Origin of the sequence: Mycobacterium sp. (assembly GCF_044223235.1) — a bacterium.
Taxonomy (GTDB): Bacteria; Actinomycetota; Actinomycetes; order Mycobacteriales; family Mycobacteriaceae; genus Mycobacterium.
Genome location: NZ_JBGAME010000012.1, coordinates 59,916 through 75,980, shown reverse-complemented (window position 1 = coordinate 75,980; position 16,065 = coordinate 59,916). Strand labels below are relative to the sequence as shown.

10 protein-coding genes and 1 pseudogene are annotated in these 16,065 nt (G+C 70.0%); 9 read left to right on the top strand and 2 right to left on the bottom strand.

The window, feature by feature from the left end:
• Positions 1 to 4: 4 nt before the first annotated feature.
• From ADBZ6K_RS15935 to eutC, 5 genes are all read left to right on the top strand, one after another.
• Positions 5 to 3,166: an ATP-dependent helicase gene (locus tag ADBZ6K_RS15935; RefSeq protein WP_526348344.1), complete on the top strand. Its 3,162-nt coding sequence runs from the start codon at positions 5 to 7 to the stop codon at positions 3,164 to 3,166.
• On the top strand, positions 3,163 to 6,405 hold the full coding sequence (locus ADBZ6K_RS15930) for an ATP-dependent helicase (RefSeq protein ID WP_526348342.1): 3,243 nt from the start codon (positions 3,163 to 3,165) through the stop codon (positions 6,403 to 6,405). Before ADBZ6K_RS15935 ends, ADBZ6K_RS15930 begins: the two co-directional genes overlap by 4 nt.
• Positions 6,406 to 6,949: 544 nt before the next feature.
• On the top strand, positions 6,950 to 8,389 hold the full coding sequence (eat, locus tag ADBZ6K_RS15925; protein ID WP_526348340.1) for an ethanolamine permease: 1,440 nt from the start codon (positions 6,950 to 6,952) through the stop codon (positions 8,387 to 8,389).
• Positions 8,386 to 9,795, top strand: coding sequence for an ethanolamine ammonia-lyase subunit EutB (locus ADBZ6K_RS15920; RefSeq protein ID WP_526348338.1), 1,410 nt, complete (start codon positions 8,386 to 8,388; stop codon positions 9,793 to 9,795). The genes eat and ADBZ6K_RS15920 overlap by 4 nt, the downstream gene beginning before the upstream one ends.
• 28 nt (positions 9,796 to 9,823) lie before the next feature.
• The gene (gene eutC / locus ADBZ6K_RS15915; RefSeq protein ID WP_526348336.1) at positions 9,824 to 10,621 is read left to right on the top strand and encodes an ethanolamine ammonia-lyase subunit EutC; all 798 of its coding nucleotides are present in this window, start codon (positions 9,824 to 9,826) and stop codon (positions 10,619 to 10,621) included.
• 42 nt (positions 10,622 to 10,663) lie between these two features.
• On the opposite strand, the gene ADBZ6K_RS15910 is transcribed toward eutC, so the two are convergent.
• A complete protein-coding gene (locus ADBZ6K_RS15910) occupies positions 10,664 to 11,059 on the bottom strand; it encodes a DoxX-related protein (protein WP_526348334.1) in 396 nt (131 codons plus the stop codon).
• Positions 11,060 to 11,110: 51 nt separating this feature from the next.
• Here ADBZ6K_RS15910 and ADBZ6K_RS15905 point away from each other — a divergent pair, with 51 nt between their 5' ends.
• From ADBZ6K_RS15905 to ADBZ6K_RS15895, 3 genes and pseudogenes are all read left to right on the top strand, one after another.
• On the top strand, positions 11,111 to 12,190 hold the full coding sequence (locus ADBZ6K_RS15905; RefSeq protein ID WP_526348332.1) for a potassium channel family protein: 1,080 nt from the start codon (positions 11,111 to 11,113) through the stop codon (positions 12,188 to 12,190).
• Positions 12,187 to 13,164: an NAD(+) diphosphatase gene (nudC, locus tag ADBZ6K_RS15900; RefSeq protein ID WP_526348330.1), complete on the top strand. Its 978-nt coding sequence runs from the start codon at positions 12,187 to 12,189 to the stop codon at positions 13,162 to 13,164. Before ADBZ6K_RS15905 ends, nudC begins: the two co-directional genes overlap by 4 nt.
• Positions 13,165 to 13,205: 41 nt before the next feature.
• A pseudogene (locus tag ADBZ6K_RS15895) lies at positions 13,206 to 13,523 on the top strand (amidohydrolase family protein); the annotation flags it as partial.
• On the opposite strand, the gene mrx1 reads toward ADBZ6K_RS15895, so the two are convergent.
• Positions 13,520 to 13,762: a mycoredoxin Mrx1 gene (gene mrx1 / locus ADBZ6K_RS15890; protein ID WP_526348328.1), complete on the bottom strand. Its 243-nt coding sequence runs from the start codon at positions 13,760 to 13,762 to the stop codon at positions 13,520 to 13,522. The pseudogene ADBZ6K_RS15895 and the gene mrx1 overlap by 4 nt on opposite strands.
• A 123-nt stretch (positions 13,763 to 13,885) precedes the next feature.
• Here mrx1 and ADBZ6K_RS15885 point away from each other — a divergent pair, with 123 nt between their 5' ends.
• Positions 13,886 to 16,024 (top strand): UvrD-helicase domain-containing protein, encoded by a 2,139-nt coding sequence (locus tag ADBZ6K_RS15885; protein WP_526348456.1) that lies wholly within the window; start codon positions 13,886 to 13,888, stop codon positions 16,022 to 16,024.
• Positions 16,025 to 16,065: the final 41 nt, after the last annotated feature.

The following is a 16,065-nucleotide window of genomic DNA, read 5'->3' as shown; positions in this document are numbered from 1 at the left end:
CGGCATGTCCGCACCACAGACCGACCTGAACGCCGCCGCACTGACCGAACCCGGCGCCCGTGGCCTCGTGCGGGTGGTCGGCGGCGCAGGGACCGGAAAGACCGGGCTGCTGATCCGGGTCGCCGCGGCGCACATCGCGTCCGGGGTGCAGCCGGAATCCGTTCTGCTGCTGACCGGCTCGGCCCGGCTGGGCACCGAGGCCCGCGCCGCCATCACCACGCAACTGTTGGCGACCGGCAGGCGCGCGGTGCGCGAACCGTTGGTCCGCACCGTTCACTCCTACGCGTTCGCGGTGTTACGCCTCGCCGCGTCTCGCACCGGCGCGCCGCCCCCGCGTCTGATCACCGGCGCCGAGCAGGACGGCATCATCCGCGAACTGCTGGCCGGCGACGTGCAGGACGGTGAAAGCGCGTCCGTCGCCTGGCCGGCCGCGCTGCGTCCGGCGCTGCTCACCGCCGGGTTTGCCGCCGAACTTCGCGACCTGATGGCCCGATGCACCGAACGCGGCATCGATCCGATTGCCCTGCAACGCCTCGGCAGAACATCCGGACGCCAGGAATGGCTGGCGGCAGGCCAGTTCGCCCAGGCCTACGAGCAGATCATGCTGTTGCGCGCCGCGGTGGGCATGGCCGCACCCAATGCCACCGTGCCTGCGCTCGGGGCCGCGGAACTGGTCGGTGCGGCATTGGAGGCCTTCGGCGCCGACCCCGAGCTGCTGGCGGCCGAACGGGCCCGGATCAGGGTGCTGCTCGTCGACGACGCCCAGCACCTCGACCCCCAGGCGGCCCGGCTCGTGCGGGTGCTGGCGGGCGGTACCGACCTGACCGTCATCGCCGGTGATCCCAACCAGGCGGTATTCGGTTACCGCGGCGCCGATCCCGCGCTCCTTCGCCCCACCGACGGGGCGGTGGTGATCACCCTCACCGAATCGCACCGCTGCCCGCCCGCGGTGGCCCGCGCCATCAACGGGATCGCGCGCCGGTTGCCCGGGCCTGCGGGCCCCGAGTTGCAGGGCGTCGAAGGACGGCCGGGAACCGTTCGGGTCCAGATCGCCGCGACACCGCACGCCGAGGCGGCGGTCATCGCCGACGCACTGCGGCGTGCCCATCTCGTCGACGGTGTGCCCTGGTCGCGGATGGCGGTGATCGTCCGCTCCGTGTCCCGGGTCGGAGCCGCGCTCGCGCGGTCCTTGACCGGCGCGGGTGTGCCGGTCGAGCCGGCCGCCGCCGGCGCGCCTCCCGCCGAGCAGCCCGCGGTGCGTGCGCTGCTCGCTGTGCTCGCGGCGACGGCAGAGGGTGTCGACGATGATCGGGCGCTACTGCTCCTGACCGGGCCGATCGGCCGGGTCGATCCGGTGACGTTGCGCCGGTTGCGGCGTGCGTTGCGCTCGAACGCCCTGTCCGACGACGGCGCGCAGGCTCCCCGGGAGTTGGCCGACCCGCTCGTCCAGGCGCTGGCCAGTGCGCCGAGCGCCCTGGCGGCCGACCTGGACCGGCCGCTGCGGCGGGTCCGTGCCGTGCTCGCCGCCGCGCGCAAGTCGGCCGACGCCGGGCACGACCCGCGCCATACCCTGTGGCAGGCGTGGCATGCCTGCGGGCTCCAGCAGCGCTGGCTGGCCAGCAGCGAACGGGGCGGCGCCGCAGGGGCGCAGGCCGACCGCGACCTCGACGCGGTGACCACGCTGTTCGACATCGCCGACCAGTATGTGGACCGCACCGCGGGCGCCTCGCTGCGCGGCCTCATCGACCACGTGGAGGCGTTGACGTTGCCCGCCCCGACGCGTGAAGCGCGGCCCGCGGTCGACGCGGTCGCGGTGCTCAGTGTCCACGCTGCGATTGGCCGGGAGTTCGAGTTCGTGGCGCTCGCGGGACTTCAGGACGGACTGTGGCCCAATACCATTCCGCGCGGCGGCGTACTGGCCACCCAGCACCTGGTCGACGTCCTCGACGGCGTCGCCGCCGCCGATGAGACGGTGTCGACGACGGCGCCCCTGCTGGCCGAGGAGCGGCGGCTGTTGCTCGCGGCGATGGGCCGAACCAGTGCGGACCTGCTGGTCACTGCGGTGGACAGTGACGCCGGCGACCAATCGATGTTGCCGTCCCCGTTCTGCGTGGAGCTGGCGGCGCTGAGCACCGATTCCGCCCCCGCCGAGCCCGTCCGCGCGCCGCGGGTGCTGTCGGCCGCCGCTGTCGTCGGCCGCCTGCGGGGGGTCGTCTGCGCACCGGGTGAGACGGTGGATGACGCCACCCGTGCATGCGCCGCAACGCAATTGGCGCGGCTCGCCGCGGCCGGGGTTCCCGGCGCCGACCCCCGGCAGTGGTACGGCATGGCCCCCGTCTCCAGCGCCGACCCGCTGTGGTGCAGTGACGGCGGTGATGACGGTGATGACGGTGATGACGGTGTCGTCACGCTCTCGCCGTCCACGTTGCAGATACTCACCGACTGCCCGTTGCGCTGGTTGCTCGAGCGCCACGGCGGCACCGACGGTCGTGACGTGCGCTCGGCCATCGGGTCGCTGGTTCACGCTCTGGTCGCGGGCCCCGCAGCGGGCATCGAGCTGATGGACGGCGAACTGCAATCCTGCTGGGAACACCTGCCGTTCGACGCGCCGTGGCACTCGGACAACGAGTTACGCAGACACCGGGCGATGCTCGCGGCATTCGCGCAGTGGCGCTCCGACACGCGCCACGAACTGACCGAGGTCGGCACCGAGGTCGACGTCGACGGTGCGGTCGCCCCTGGCGACGGTGACTCACCCGCGGTGCGGGTCCGCGGCCGGGTGGATCGCCTCGAACGTGACAGCGAGGGCAGGCTGGTGGTCGTCGACATCAAGACGGGCAAGAGTCCGGTCACCAAGGACGACGCGCAGCGTCACGCCCAGCTCGCCTTCTATCAGTTGGCCATCGCCGAAGGTGTACTGGCACAGGGGGAGCAGCCCGGCGGTGGACGCCTCGTCTACCTCGGCAAGATCGGGGCGGCAGGCGCCACCGAGCGTGAGCAGGACGCGCTGACCGGCGACACGCGCGCCGAGTGGAGTGAACGGGTGCGACTGGCCGCGGCGGCCACCCAGGGCCCGAGCTTCCCCGCACGCATCAACGAGGGATGCGCGCACTGCCCGGTGGCTTCGAGTTGCCCGGCGCAGGCGTCAGGGGGTGAACGTCGGTGACGAAGCGTTACGGTCCCGCCGAATTGGCCTCCGCCCTTGGGCTCTTCCCACCCACACCCGAGCAGGCCGCCGTCATCGCGGCACCGCCCGGTCCGCTGGTCGTGATCGCGGGCGCCGGTGCGGGTAAGACGGAGACGATGGCCGCGCGCGTGGTCTGGCTGGTGGCCAACGGCCATGCGCGGCCGGGGGAGGTGCTCGGGTTGACGTTCACCCGCAAGGCCGCGGGGCAACTGTTGCGGCGGGTCCGATCGCGGCTGGCCCGGCTTGACGGGGCGGGTCTGCTCCCCGCCGAAGCGGCGGCTGACACAGGGTCCCCATCGGTGGGCACCTACCACGCATTCGCGGGGACGTTACTGCGTGAGCACGGTCTGCTGCTCCCAGTGGAGCCCGATACGCGGCTGCTGGGCGAAACCGAGTTGTGGCAGTTGGCCTTCCGCGTCGTCTGCGAGCATCCGGGACCGCTGAACACCGACAAGACACCCGCGGCGATCACCGCGATGGTGTTACGCCTGGCGGGTCAGCTCGCCGAACATCTGGTCGGCACCGAGCAGCTCCGTGACACGCATGTCGAGCTCGAGCGGTTGGTGCACACCCTGCCGGCGGGTCCCTATCAGCGCGACCGGGGACCCAGCCAGTGGCTGCTGCGCATGTTGGCCACCCAGTCGGAGCGCAGCGAGCTCGTCCCGCTGATCGACGCGCTGCATGCGCGGATGCGCGCGGACAAGGTGATGGACTTCGGCATGCAGATGTCCGCGGCCGCGCGGTTGGCGGTGAGTTCACCCGCCGTCGGCAAACAGCTGCGCCAGCGCTACCGGGTGGTGCTGCTCGACGAATATCAGGACACCGGACATGCCCAGCGGATCGCCCTGTCGGCACTGTTCGGCGGGGGCGCCGACGACGGTATGGCGCTGACGGCCGTCGGCGACCCGATTCAGTCGATCTACGGCTGGCGGGGTGCGTCGGCAACGAATCTGCCGCGGTTCAGCACCGACTTTCCCCGCTCCGATGGCACGCCCGCACCTGTGCTTGAACTGCGCACCAGCTGGCGTAACCCGCCACGGGCGCTGCACCTGGCCAACGCCGTATCGGCGGAGGCGCGACGGCGCTCGGTTGCGGTGCGGTCACTGCGGCCGCGCCCCGATGCCGAGCCGGGCAGCATCCGGTGTGCGCTGCTATCCGACATCGCCGTCGAGCGGGAGTGGATCGCGGACCGCCTGGCCCACCTGCGGCAGGAGGCAAGTGCGGCGGGCCGCGCCGTACCGACGGCGGCGGTCCTGGTCCGCCGCAACGCCGACGCCGCACAGATCGCGCAGGCGCTGACCGCCCGCGGGGTGCCGGTCGAGGTGGTCGGCCTGGCCGGCCTGCTCGCGGTGCCCGAGGTCGCCGACGTCGTGGCGATGCTGCGTATGGTCGCCGACCCGACGGCCGGGTCGGCGGCCATACGGATCCTCACCGGACCGCGCTGGCGGCTGGGCGGGGCGGATGTCGCGGCGCTGTGGCGTCGCGCCGTCGAACTCGAGGTGCCTGCGGGGCGCCCCGACACCCGGGAGCGACCCGGGGACCGGTGGGTGCCGGAGCGCGAGACGCCCTGCCTGGCCGACGCGATCTGCGACCCCGGCGAGGCCGCGCGATATTCGCCGGACGGGCATCGCCGGATCGTGGCACTGGGTCGTGAGCTCAACGCCCTGCGGGCGCACCTGAGCTATCCGCTTGCCGATCTCGTCGCCGAGGTGCGCCGGGTGCTGGGAATCGACGCCGAGGCGCGTGCGGCCCGTCCCGTGCCGTCGGGGTGGGTGGGGACCGAGCATCTCGATGCGCTGTCCGATGTGGTCGTCGACTATGCGGCCAGGCCCGGAGCGTCGGTGGAGGGGCTGCTGGCTTTCTTGGCGGCGGCAGTTGAGGTGGAGAACGGTCTGGCACCCGCCGAGGTCGGCGTCTCGCCGGATCGGGTGCAGGTCCTCACCGTGCACGCCGCCAAGGGTCTGGAGTGGGAGGTGGTCGCGGTACCGCACCTGAGCGGACGGGTCTTTCCCTCCACGGCGCAGACCCGCACCTGGTTGACCGATGCCGCCGACCTTCCGCCGCTGTTGCGCGGCGACCGGGCCACGGTATCCCGGCATGGAGTGCCGGTGCTCGACACCTCCGACGTCACCGACCGGAAGAAGCTGTCGGACAAGATCTACGACCACAAGCAGCGCCTCGAGCAGCGGCGCGTGGACGAGGAACGCCGACTGTTGTACGTCGCGATCACGCGCTCGCAGAGCACCCTGCTGCTCTCCGGGCACCACTGGGGTGAGTCGGGGGCCAAGCCTCGGGGACCGTCGGAATTCCTCTGCGAGATCAAGGAGATCATCGAGGCGTCGGCGGTGCAGGGCGATCCGTGTGGCCGCATCGACGAATGGGCACCCCCGCCCGCCGACGGTGACCCGAACCCGCTGCGCAACACCGTGCTGGAGGCGTCCTGGCCGATCGATCCGGCCGGATCGCGGCGCGGCGATATCGACAGGGGTGCCGCCCTTGTCGGTGAGGCCTTGTCCGGGGGGCTCGACGAGGTCAACGATGCTGAGGGATGGGCAGCCGACGTCGACGCCCTGCTGGCCGAACGTCAGCGGTCCGCAGCGGCGCGTCCCACGCCGCTGCCCAGGCAGATGTCGGTGAGCGCGCTGGTGGACGTCGGACGAGCCCCGGCCGCCGCCGCGCGCCGGCTGTATCGGCGCCTGCCCGTGCGTCCGGATCCGAATGCCCGGCTGGGAACCGCATTTCACGACTGGGTACAGCGGTACTTCCACGCTGAGGTGCTCATCGACCTCGACGACCTGCCCGGCGCGGTCGACGGTGAAGCAGGCAGGGCACTGGAGGAGAGCCTTGGCGAGTTGCAGGCGGCCTTCATGGTGTCGCACTGGGCGGCGCGCACACCGGCCGAGGTCGAGATTCCGTTCGACATGGTCATCGGCGAGACCGTGGTGCGCGGGCGTATCGATGCGGTGTTCGCCGATGGCGACGGCGGCTGGACGGTTGTGGACTGGAAGACCGGCGCGCCTCCGGATACGGCCGAAGCGCTGCGGGAGGCCGCCGTGCAGCTGGCGGTGTACCGCCTGGCGTGGGCCGAGCTGCGCGGCTGCCCGGTTGGGTCGGTGCGGGCGGCATTCCACTATGTCCGCGCGGGACGGACGGTCCGTCCCGATACGTTGCCGGACGTCAACGACCTGACCGCACTGCTGGTGGAGGCGGCGGCGTAGCGCAGGCGGCGCATCCGCGGCGTGATCGGCGTCCTCGGTGGCGCAGATCGTACAAAGGGTGGACAAACGGCTGTGAAGGGGCTTAGTCTGTCTGCACTAAAGGTTGGTTCGGCAACCTTTAGAGGTCATGTCACGGAGGAATCAACGTCGGATCGCCCGCCATGATGGCTCTAAAGGTAGGCCGAAGGCTCAGATTCCATGATTTCGCCCCAGCGACGAAGGCGTCGCGGATGTCGGACAACGTCCGGCCGCCGCTCGTCACGCGAGGGGTGATGACAACGTCGTGCCCCTCGGCGCGGCCGAACGGCCGCCGCCGCCGCGTAACTGAATAGCCCGACCGCCGGTAACCAGCTGTGGCGCAGCATATTTCGGACGTAGCTGCCTATGTCCGTGTATTATGTTGTGCCGCAACGGTTTAACTCAAATCGAAGCAACGGTGCTGCAACCTAGCCGGTTCTAGTGTCCCGGATAACACCCCGCGATCACACCCCGCGGCGCGGGGCGTAGCCCTCCACGAAATCCGTTGTATCTAAAGGAGCTTGATATGAGTACCAACGAGCACCGGGTGACGCACGCCCACGGCGTCGATACCCACCTGGAGTCCGACGCCTATCTGCAGAAGCGGCAGTTGAAGAAGGGTAGCGCCGGGTGGGTGTTGCTCGCCGGACTCGGTATCAGCTACGTGATATCGGGCGATTACTCCGGCTGGAACTTCGGTCTCGGAGAGGGCGGTTTCGGTGGGCTCGCCATCGCCGCGGTGGTGATCGCCGCGATGTATCTGGCGCTGGTGCTCGGCATGGCCGAGTTGTCCTCGGCGCTGCCCGCAGCGGGAGGCGGCTACACCTTCGCCCGCCGCGCTCTCGGGCCATGGGGCGGATTCGCCACGGGGACCGCGATTCTCATCGAGTACGCGATCGCGCCTGCCGCCATCGCCACCTTCATCGGCGCCTATGTGGAGTCGCTCGGGTTGTTCGGCATCACCGACGGTTGGTGGGTCTACCTGGCGGCCTACGCGCTGTTCATCGGGATCCACCTGGCGGGCGTCGGCGAAGCGCTGAAAGTGATGTTCGTGATCACCGCGATCGCGCTGGTCGGGCTCGTGGTCTTCTCCGTCGCGGCCGTCCCCCTCTTCCAGGTCGACAATCTGACCAATATCGCACCGGGCGATGCGGCGGGCGCGTCGGCGTTGCTTCCGCACGGCTATCTGGGCATCTGGGCGGCCATCCCGTTCGCCATCTGGTTCTTCCTTGCCGTGGAAGGTGTGCCGCTCGCCGCCGAGGAGACCGCCAATCCGGAACGCAACGTTCCCCGCGGCATCATCGCCGCGATCGCGGTCCTGCTGGTCACCTGCGCGACCGTTCTGGTGCTGACCACCGGTGCCGGTGGCGCGGAAGCCATGTCGACGTCGGGCAATCCTCTGGTCGAAGCCCTCGGTGACGGCACCGCGGCGCGGGTGGTCAACTACATCGGACTGGCCGGACTGATCGCCAGCTTCTTCTCGATCATCTACGCCTACTCGCGGCAGCTGTTCGCGCTGTCGCGCGCCGGCTATCTGCCGACGGTCCTGTCGGTGACGAACTCACGCAAGGCGCCGACGCTGGCGCTCATCGTGCCCGGCCTGATCGGCTTCGCGCTGTCACTGACGGGCAAGGGCGCGCTGCTGTTGAACATGGCGGTGTTCGGAGCGGCGCTGAGTTACGTGCTGATGATGATCAGCCACATCGTGCTGCGCAGGCGTGAACCCCAGATGCCGCGGCCCTACCGCACGCCGGGCGGCACGGCCACCACCGGCTTCGCGCTCGTCATCGCCGTCCTCGCGGTCATCGCCACCTTCCTGGTCGACTACGTCGCCGCCGCGTGCTGCCTGGTCGTGTTCGCCCTGTTCATGCTGTACTTCGGCCTCTACAGCAGGCATCGCCTGGTGGCCAACTCGCCCGACGAGGAGTTCGCTGCGCTGGCCGCCGCCGAAGAGGACCTTCGATGACCTATCAGCACCAAATCCACGGCACCACTTACCAGTTCGACGGGCTGGTGGAGCTGATGGCCAAGGCCACCCCGCTGAGGTCGGGCGATCAGTTGGCCGGCTGCGCCGCCGAGTCGGACGAGGAACGGGCGGCGGCGGCCTGGGCGTTGGCCGACCTGCCGCTGGCGACCTTCCTCACCGAGGAAGTGGTGCCCTACGAGACCGACGACGTCACCCGGCTGATCATCGACACCCACGACAGGCAGGCGTTCTCGGCGGTCTCGCACTTGAGCGTCGGCGGGCTCAGGGATTGGCTCCTCGAGGTCACGACGCAACCCGACGCCGCCGCGCGTCTGGCGGCCGTTTCGCCGGGGCTCACCCCCGAGATGGTTGCCGCCGTCAGCAAGATCATGCGCAACCAGGACCTGATCACCGTCGCGGAGGCCGTCACCGTCACGGCGTCGTTCCGCACCACCATCGGCACACCGGGAACGCTGGCCACCCGCCTGCAGCCCAACCATCCCACCGACGACCCGCGCGGCATCGCCGCCGCCACCCTCGACGGCCTGCTGATGGGTTGTGGGGACGCGGTGATCGGCATCAACCCGGCCACGGACTCGCCGCACGCGACCTCGGAGCTGCTGCACCTGCTCGACGACATCCGCAGGCGCTTCGACATACCGATGCAGTCGTGCGTGCTCACCCACGTGACCACCACCATGGACCTCGTCGAGCAGGGCGCCCCTGTCGACCTGGTGTTCCAATCGATCGCAGGCACCCAGGCCGCCAACGCGAGTTTCGGTGTCACACTGCCGATCCTGACCGAGGCCAACGCGGCTGCGAGGTCGCTGGGGCGGGGCAGCGTTGGCGACAACGTCATGTACTTGGAGACAGGGCAGGGCTCCGCGCTGTCCGCCGGTGCGCACCTGGGTGTCGGCGGCAAGCCGGTGGACCAGCAGACGCTGGAGACGCGCGCCTATGCGGTGGCGCGCGCCTTGCAGCCGTTGTTGGTCAACACGGTGGTCGGGTTCATCGGCCCGGAGTACCTCTACGACGGCAAGCAGATCATCCGCGCCGGGCTGGAGGATCACTTCTGCGGCAAGCTGATGGGCCTGCCGATGGGGGTGGACGTCTGCTACACCAACCACGCCGAGGCCGACCAGGACGACATGGACACCCTGCTGACCCTGCTGGGTGTCGCGGGTGTCGCGTTCGTCATCACGGTGCCCGGCGCCGACGACGTCATGCTCGGCTATCAGAGCCTGTCGTTCCACGACGCCCTGTACGTGCGTCAGGCGCTGCACCTGCGACCCGCCCCGGAATTCGAGGCGTGGCTGGCGCGCCTGGGAATGGCCGATGCGAACGGCATGGTCCTGCCCGTCGACCCGGCAGGCTCGCCGCTGCTCGAGCTGGCGGCTGTGCGATGAGCGCTTGCGCGAAGAGCCGAGGACCGCGATGACCGCCCGTGATGACACTCCCGCCGCCGACGTGTGGTCACCGCTGCGCCGCACCACCCAGGCCCGCATCGGCCTGGGCCGGGTCGGCAACGCGCTGCCCTCGACCCGCGTCCTGGAATTCATGGCCGCACACGCGGCGGCGCGGGATGCGGTACACATACCGCTCGACGTGGACGCCCTGAGCGAGCGCATCGAAACGCTGGGGCTCGGTACGCCGCTGGCGGTGCGAAGCCGCGCCGCCGACCGCGGCGAATACCTTCGGCGGCCCGATCTGGGCCGAACCCCGTTCGACCTGTCCGCTCTGCCCGACACCGGCGCCGACATCGGCTTCGTGCTGGCCGACGGGCTCTCCCCGCGCGCACTGATCGAGCACGGGCATGGCCTCGTCGGGGCGCTGGCCGCGGAGTTGGGCGACCGCTACCGCATCGCCCCGCCTGTCATCGCCACCCAGGCCCGCGTCGCCCTCGGCGACCACATCGGGTCCGCGCTCGGCGTGGCGACGGTGCTGGTGATCATCGGCGAACGACCAGGGCTGTCCGTCGCGGACAGTCTCGGCATTTACCTCACGCACCGGCCGCAGCCGGGATTGACCGACGCCGACCGCAACTGCATCTCCAACATCCATCCGCCCGACGGCCTCGGCTACGGAGACGCGGCCCGCATTGCGGGCGCCCTGGTGGCGGGGGCGCGCAGGCTCGGCCGGTCCGGGGTGTCGCTGAAGGACACGTCGCGCGCGGCGCTCGATGCTGCTGAGACGATCGCCCTGGGCCAGCCGGATGCACACCGAATGAATTGACAGCCAACGGTTTTCGCCCCATCAGCCCGACCGCCGCCCGGGTCAGGAGGTGCGGTACACCTTGATCGCCTCGGTGATCAGCGGTACCTGCAGCGGCAGCCGGGCCAGGGCGGCGACCTTCATCGGCCACGGCTTGTCCCGGCACATCCGCACCATGTGCAGGTTGGCCGGGAACACCGACACGAAAAACCCAGCCGCCGCGAGCGCGCCGAGCCTGCGGGTGCGGGGTGCGAGCAGCATGCCGCCAATGGTGAACTCGGCGGCACCCGACGCATAGGTGTAGAAGCGGGGGCTGCCAGGCAGTTCCGGCGGAACGATCGCATCGACGGGCTTCGGCGCGACGAAGTGGATGGTCCCGATTCCGAAAAGCAGTGCGGCGAGGCGGTAGGCGCGGGTGGAACTGCCGGTCCGCTGAGCGACGGATGGGGCACTGGTCATGATTTCATTGTGGCGTGCGGCCCCAGCAAGTGAACCGGCGGACAGCCGATCATGGCTAAAGGCAGACTGCGGAGCCGGCTCGCGGCCATCGAAGAGAACCTGACATCGCGGCCGGATTCGGCGCTTGTCGACATCCTGCGCATTCCCGAGCCGTTCGTCAGCCCCGGTCAGCGGATCGTGCGCAGGGTTGTCTACGCGCTGGGGGCGTTGTTCGCCGCGGTCCTCATCGTGTATCTGGATCGCGACGGCTACCGCGATGTGCAGGACAGCCCGCTGTCGTTCCTGGACTGCCTGTACTACGCGACGGTCTCGCTGTCGACCACCGGATACGGCGACATCACGCCGTACACCCCTGAGGCCAGGCTGATCAACGTCCTGGTGATCACGCCGCTGCGGGTGGCCTTCCTGATCGTGTTGATCGGTACCACTGTGGAGACGCTGACGACCCAGTCCCGCCAGGCGTTGAAGATCCAGCGATGGAGGAGCAGAGTGCGCAACCACACCGTCGTCGTCGGATACGGCACGAAGGGCAGGACGGCGGTTGCCGCGATGGTCGGCGACGAGGTCGCCCCCGCAGACATCGTCGTCGTCGATGAGAACCCGGTGGCCCTGGAACGGGCCAGGAGCGCCGGGCTGGTGACGGTGCGCGGCAATGCGACCGACTCCGAGGTGTTGCGACTGGCCAGCGCCCAGCACGCCAAGGCGATCGTGGTTGCGGCCAATCGGGACGACACCGCCGTACTGGTCACGCTCACCGCGCGCGAGATTGCACCGAAGGCCAAGATCATCGCCGCGGTGCGGGAGGCCGAGAATCAGCACCTTCTGAAGCAGTCCGGCGCCGACACCACGGTGGTGACCTCCGAAACCGCGGGACGGTTGCTGGGTATCGCAACTCAGACCCCGAGCGTCGTCGAGATGATGGAAGACCTGTTGACGCCCGATGCCGGATTCGCGATCGCCGAACGCGAGGTCACCCCCAAGGAGGCGGGCGGGTCGGCGCGGCACCTGCCCGACATCGTGCTCGGCGTGGTCCGGGCCGGGACCCTGCTGCGCGTGGACGACGCCGCGGTGGATTCCCTCGAACTCGGTGACCGACTGCTCTACATCCGCAGCGCGGACTCCGAACGATGACGGGTTTCCAGCTGCGGCGGGTGCCGCTGCTGTCCAGGGTCGGCGCCGACCGGGCCGACACATTGCGCACCGACATCGACGCGGCGACCGCCGGGTGGCGTGACGCGCTGCTGGTGCGGATCGACCCCCGCAATCAGGTGCTGGTTTCCAACGGTCGCGTGGTGCTCGGCGCCGCGTCCGCACTGGCACCGGCACCTCCCGATCAGGCGGTCTTCCTCGGCCGGTTGCCTGACAGCAGGCACGTGTGGGGGGTGCGTGCGGTGCTGGAGGTGCCCCAAGACGCTGCCGCCGGTGCCGCCGACAGCGAGGTGATGGACCTGCGCCGGGCGGGTGAGGTGTTCGACGACGTCAGCGCCCAACTGGTCGCCACCGCCGCGGCGCTGCTCAACTGGCATGACAATGCCCGGTTCAGCCCGGTCGACGGTGCGCCGACGAAGCCGATCAAGGCGGGTTGGTCGAGGCTGAACCCGGACAACAATCACGAAGAGTTCCCGCGCATCGACCCTGCGGTCATCTGTCTGATCCACGATGGTCACAACCGCGCGGTCCTGGCACGGCAGACGGTGTGGCCGCAGCGCCTCTTCTCCCTGCTGGCGGGCTTTGTGGAGGCGGGGGAGTCCTTCGAATCCTGCGTGGTCCGCGAGGTCGCCGAGGAGATCGGGCTGACCGTGACCGACGTCCGCTACCTCGGCAGCCAGCCGTGGCCGTTTCCCCGTTCGCTGATGGTCGGCTTCCATGCGCTCGGCGACCCCGAGCAGCCGTTCTCGTTCAACGACGGGGAGATCGCGGAGGCGGCGTGGTTCACCCGCGCCGAGATTCGGGCCGCCCTCACCGCGGGTGACTGGAGTTCGGCGGATTACACGCCGCGGGTCAGCGGTGCCCGCGGCGGCGGTGACGCGCCGTCGCGCTTGCTGCTGCCGGGATCGGTATCCATCGCGCGGGAGATCATCGAATCCTGGGCCGCGCTGGACTAGGACCGGACTAGGACTGACCGCAGGAACCCACCCTCGCCCGCTGCGTCGCGGCAGGCGTGCGCATCGCATACGGGACCGACAGTGGCATCTACCCGCACGGGCTCAACGCCCGCCAATTCGCCTACCACGTCAAATGGGGGCAGACTCCCCACCAGGCGCTACGGTCGGCGACCCGCGACGCCGCCGAACTCATGGAGTGGACCGATCGTGTCGGCGTGGTGGCCGCCGGAGCGTATGCCGACCTGATCGCCGTGCAGGGCGACCCGCTGCGCGACGTCAGCCTGCTCGAGCACGTGTGCTTCGTCATGAAGGGCGGTGCCGTCATCCGCGACGACTCCGCCGCGCCGACAGGCCGCTAACCGGCCAGTTTGGCCTTGACGCGGTCGGCGCTGGGGTTGGTCAACGTCGTCCCGTCGGCGAACTTCACGGTCGGCACGGTCCGGTTCCCGCCGTTGACCGACATGACGAAATCCGCCGCCGACGGCTCGCCCTCGATGTCGATCTCGGTGAAGACAATGCCCTCCGCCTTCAGCGCCTTCTTCAGCCGAAGGCAGTATCCGCACCACGACGTCGTGTACATGGTCAGCTCTGTGCTCATAAGCCGTTGAACCTATCCGACGCCGCCAAGTCACCGACCAAACGCCCGATGAAGCCGGGAATGCACGCCGACATGTGCCCGCCGCGAGCACCCCTGTCGGCCCGCGCTGCCAAGATGGACGCCATGTCGGCAGAGGCCAGCCATCCCGCGCGGCAGCGGCCCGGGCCCGAACGTCTGATCGCCGCCGACCTCGACGACGAACAGCGCGAGGCGGTGCTCGCGCCACGGGGGCCGGTATGCGTGCTGGCCGGGGCGGGGACGGGCAAGACCCGCACCATTACCCGCCGCATCGCCTACCTGGTGGCTGCCGGGCATGTGGCCTCGGGTCAGGTGCTGGCGGTCACCTTCACCCAGCGGGCAGCTGGTGAGATGCGCGCGCGGCTGCGCACGCTCGGGCAGGAATCCGGCGTGGGCGCCAACATCGGGTCGGTGCAGGCCATGACGTTTCACGCCGCCGCCCGGCGCCAGCTGCGGTACTTCTGGCCGAGGGTGGTCGGGGACACCCGCTGGCAGTTGCTGGACAGCAAGTTCGCCGTAGTGGCGCAGGCCGCCAACCGAGCAGGCCTACCCACCAGCACCGACGACGTGCGCGACCTGGCCGGCGAGATCGAATGGGCCAAAGCCTCGCTGATCACCCCGGAGGGCTACGCCGGTGCGGTCGCGGGGGCGGGCCGCGACATCCCCTTCGACGCGGCCAAGGTGGCCGCGGTGTACGCCGGCTACGAATCCCTCAAGACCCGCCGCGACGGTGAGGCGCTGCTGGACTTCGACGACCTGCTGCTGCACACCGCGGCCGCCATCGAGAACGACCCGGCGGTGGCCCAGGAGTTCCGCGACCGGTACCGGTGTTTCGTCGTCGACGAATATCAGGACGTCACCCCGCTGCAGCAGCGCGTGCTCGACGCCTGGCTGGGGAATCGCGACGATCTCACCGTCGTCGGCGACGCCAACCAGACGATCTATTCGTTCACCGGTGCCACCCCGCGTTACCTGCTGGAGTTCTCGCGGCGGTTTCCCGACGCGACCGTCGTTCGGCTGGAGCGCGACTACCGGTCGACCCCCCAGGTGGTGTCGCTGGCCAACCGGGTGATCGCCGCCGCCAGGGGCAGAATGGCAGGTAGCAAACTGCACCTGACTGGCCAGCGCGATCCCGGGCCCGCGCCCACCTTCCGCGAGAATCCCGACGAAGTCGCCGAGGCCGCCGCGGTCGCCAAGGGCGTCAGCAAGCTGATCGCGTCGGGTACCGCGGCCTCGGAGATCGCCGTGCTCTACCGGATCAACGCACAGTCGGAGGTCTACGAGGAGGCGCTGACGGAGGCGGGTGTCGCGTTTCAGGTGCGTGGTGGTGAAGGTTTCTTCAGCCGTCAGGAGATCCGGCAGGCCATGCTCGCGCTGCAACGTGCCGCAGCGCGTGACATGGCGGGAGAATTGCCCGAGCTGGTGCGCGGCGTGCTGGAACCGCTGGGCCTGACCGCCGAGCCGCCGGCGGGCATCCGCGCCAGGGAGCGTTGGGAGGCACTCACCGCGCTGGCCGAGCTGGTCGACGACGAGGTCGCGCAACGGCCGTCGCTCGACCTGCCCGCGCTGCTGGCCGAATTGCGGCAGCGGGCCGACGCCCGCCACCCGCCGGTGGTGCAGGGTGTGACGCTGGCGTCGCTGCACGCCGCAAAGGGGCTGGAATGGGACGCCGTGTTCCTGGTGGGGCTGGCGGACGGGACTCTGCCGATATCGCACGCCCTGACCCACGGTGCCGACAGCGAGCCCGTGGAGGAGGAGCGACGGCTGCTCTACGTCGGAATTACCAGGGCGCGAACACATCTCGCGCTGAGCTGGGCCCTTGCCAGGGCTCCGGGCGGCAGGCAGGGCAGGCGGCCGTCACGATTCCTGAACGGCATCGCGCCCCAATCGCCCGCCGAGGCCGTTCCCGCCAGGGTCAAGCGGTCCCGCGGTGCGCCACCACGCTGCCGGGTCTGTAATGCCGCGCTGACCACTCCGGCGTCGATCATGCTCCGCCGCTGCGAGAGTTGTCCGTCCGACATCGACGACGAACTGCTCGCCCATCTCAAGGAGTGGCGTTCGCGCACCTGCAAGGCGATGAACGTGCCCGCCTACGTTGTGTTCACCGACAACACACTCATCGCGATCGCGGAGGCTATGCCGACCGACGACGCCGCACTGGTCGCGATCCCAGGCATCGGGGCACGCAAGCTCGAGCAGTTCGGACCCGACGTGCTCGCGATGGTCAGGGACCGGCAGTCGTAGTCGCGGGAGACAGGGCGGGAGACAGGGACGCCTCCGGCAAC

Coding starts and splice junctions, on each gene's coding strand:
- ADBZ6K_RS15935 (WP_526348344.1), top strand. CDS start 5: ATGTCCGCACCACAGACCGACCTGAACGCCGCCGCACTGACCGAACCC.
- eat (WP_526348340.1), top strand. CDS start 6,950: ATGAGTACCAACGAGCACCGGGTGACGCACGCCCACGGCGTCGATACC.
- ADBZ6K_RS15920 (WP_526348338.1), top strand. CDS start 8,386: ATGACCTATCAGCACCAAATCCACGGCACCACTTACCAGTTCGACGGG.
- eutC (WP_526348336.1), top strand. CDS start 9,824: ATGACCGCCCGTGATGACACTCCCGCCGCCGACGTGTGGTCACCGCTG.
- ADBZ6K_RS15910 (WP_526348334.1), bottom strand. CDS start 11,059: ATGACCAGTGCCCCATCCGTCGCTCAGCGGACCGGCAGTTCCACCCGC.
- ADBZ6K_RS15905 (WP_526348332.1), top strand. CDS start 11,111: ATGGCTAAAGGCAGACTGCGGAGCCGGCTCGCGGCCATCGAAGAGAAC.
- nudC (WP_526348330.1), top strand. CDS start 12,187: ATGACGGGTTTCCAGCTGCGGCGGGTGCCGCTGCTGTCCAGGGTCGGC.
- mrx1 (WP_526348328.1), bottom strand. CDS start 13,762: ATGAGCACAGAGCTGACCATGTACACGACGTCGTGGTGCGGATACTGC.
- ADBZ6K_RS15885 (WP_526348456.1), top strand. CDS start 13,886: ATGTCGGCAGAGGCCAGCCATCCCGCGCGGCAGCGGCCCGGGCCCGAA.